At 42.2% G+C, this 1,750-nt stretch carries 2 protein-coding genes; both read right to left on the bottom strand.

All coding sequences use genetic code 11. The annotated features are described in order from the left end of the window. Positions 1–92 precede the first annotated feature (92 nt). A complete protein-coding gene (locus JU82_RS06085) occupies positions 93–305 on the bottom strand; it encodes a hypothetical protein (RefSeq protein ID WP_037948062.1) in 213 nt (70 codons plus the stop codon). Positions 306–399: 94 nt separating this feature from the next. Further along, on the bottom strand, positions 400–1,362 hold the full coding sequence (locus tag JU82_RS06080) for a hypothetical protein (protein WP_037948059.1): 963 nt from the start codon (positions 1,360–1,362) through the stop codon (positions 400–402). Positions 1,363–1,750: the final 388 nt, after the last annotated feature.

Raw genomic sequence — 1,750 nt, 5'->3', positions numbered from 1 at the left:
ATTTCTGTGGTGTCATTTGATTTATTTTTTCAAATATACGAATTATTTTTTGATACTATATTATGTAGTTTTGTTCTACACGCTTGCCCTTTTCACTTCTTACGCTTTCTTACGACATACGCTTTTTCAAAACGACTTTCAGGAATTATCATATCGTAGTCTTTCATGTTATACTTCTCTATTTCGTCTTCGGTTGCTTTTCTGTAACCTTTTATATTTGCAAATAGCAACATATGACCTGATGTAATTTCTACCGCTACATTGAACATAGTGTCCCAAAAATAATCACCGATTTTTAATTCCATTTCTCTTGATTTAGTTATGCAAATATACGAATAATTTTAATAAACAAAAAAAAGGCCACCTATCAGGCAGCCCTTTCTTATATTCGAGGTAAGTTTATCCGCAAACGAGTTTCAAAATACCTGTGTTTGCAGTGTCGCAACCTGTGGGGTTTACGGCAACAACGGGACGGGCAATGAATTTGTAGGTTTCTACTTTGTCGTCTGTGAGACTGTCGCAGGCGATAGTGTAATGAACATCATAAACGATACCAGGGTGGAACATCGAAGGTTCTGACCATCTCCAGTCGTCTGAAGCAAACTGTACGGGACGGCTCTTGTCAATACCAGGGAGACGTGTTTTGAAAGCCATTCCGATCGCTGACTTGTCAATCAAATACATCACTTGTTCGCTACCATGTACGGCTGCCATGTTCTGGAAGTCAACATAATATTTTGATGCGATTGAATTGAAAGCAGCAGCGTCACCGGCTCCGTTTGCGTTCCCTGCGTTCTGTTTTGCGAGTGCCATTTGATTCCAGAGTAATCCGCTGTCAATCACGTACCAGTCCTTAAACTTGTTCATAATCACGGTACGTATTAGTTCGGGTATCATTCCGCTATTCCAGTAAGCAGCGTTGATGGTTGTGGTGTCGCCTGTAACAGTTCCTTTGCCTGCGTACAGGTTAGTTCCGAGTGCTCCCTCGAGTGCAGCAATGCCGTACTGAGTTATTAACTCGATAAGGTTACGCTCTGCTCCTATGCGGGCAGTCATATACAGGTCAATGTTGTCAACTTCATTCAGTCTTCCTACATTCTGCTTTAGAGTGAAACACTCAAAATAAGGAGTAGGAACGGAAATAAGTTTGGTGTTTGTGGAAGGTTCTCCGCATGTCTGGGTGCAATAATTGTCAGAGGTGTACTGCGCAGCGGTGTTTCCGCAAAAATGCGGATAAACAAGTTGCAGTACGTGTTCTTTATCGGAGTCCATAAGAGGCCCGAATTGCATGATCGTATTATCAAGTACGGCAATAAGTGCTCCCATGTTTGGTTCGTTGGCGGCCTTCAGGCGTCCGTCCATGCCTAATGCTGATGCCTTCGCAATGCGATTCAACAGCAACGTTTCGTCATAATAACCGGCAGTTGTGCTCATGTTTTCAAAGTTTTTAGAGTTGTTTTTAAGGGTCAAAGTGCAAATATACAACGGATATTTTATAACAACGAACAAATAAAATAAATAAAAAAAGCCCCGACATAAATCAGGGCTTAGAGCAAGGAAAACGACCGATTCTCAAAGCGTCCTAAGAGCGATACCCGTTCCTTCGGGTCTACGAGTGTGGGTTAACGGTTATTACCGCCATAGCCAGTTACGGTACTGTTGGCGCAAAGATACGAAATTATTTTAAATAAAAAAAGCCCCGATTTCTCAGGGCTTCGCACTCCGCAGAAACTTGCGGAAACTGCGGGAG

It is taken from the genome of Sulfuricurvum sp. MLSB (assembly GCF_000747095.1).
Taxonomy (GTDB): domain Bacteria; phylum Campylobacterota; class Campylobacteria; order Campylobacterales; family Sulfurimonadaceae; genus Sulfuricurvum.
The sequence above is the reverse complement of the archived record's forward strand: the minus strand, read 5'-3'. Positions and strand labels throughout refer to the sequence as shown.

Coding starts and splice junctions, on each gene's coding strand:
- JU82_RS06085 (WP_037948062.1), bottom strand. CDS start 305: ATGGAATTAAAAATCGGTGATTATTTTTGGGACACTATGTTCAATGTA.
- JU82_RS06080 (WP_037948059.1), bottom strand. CDS start 1,362: ATGGACGGACGCCTGAAGGCCGCCAACGAACCAAACATGGGAGCACTT.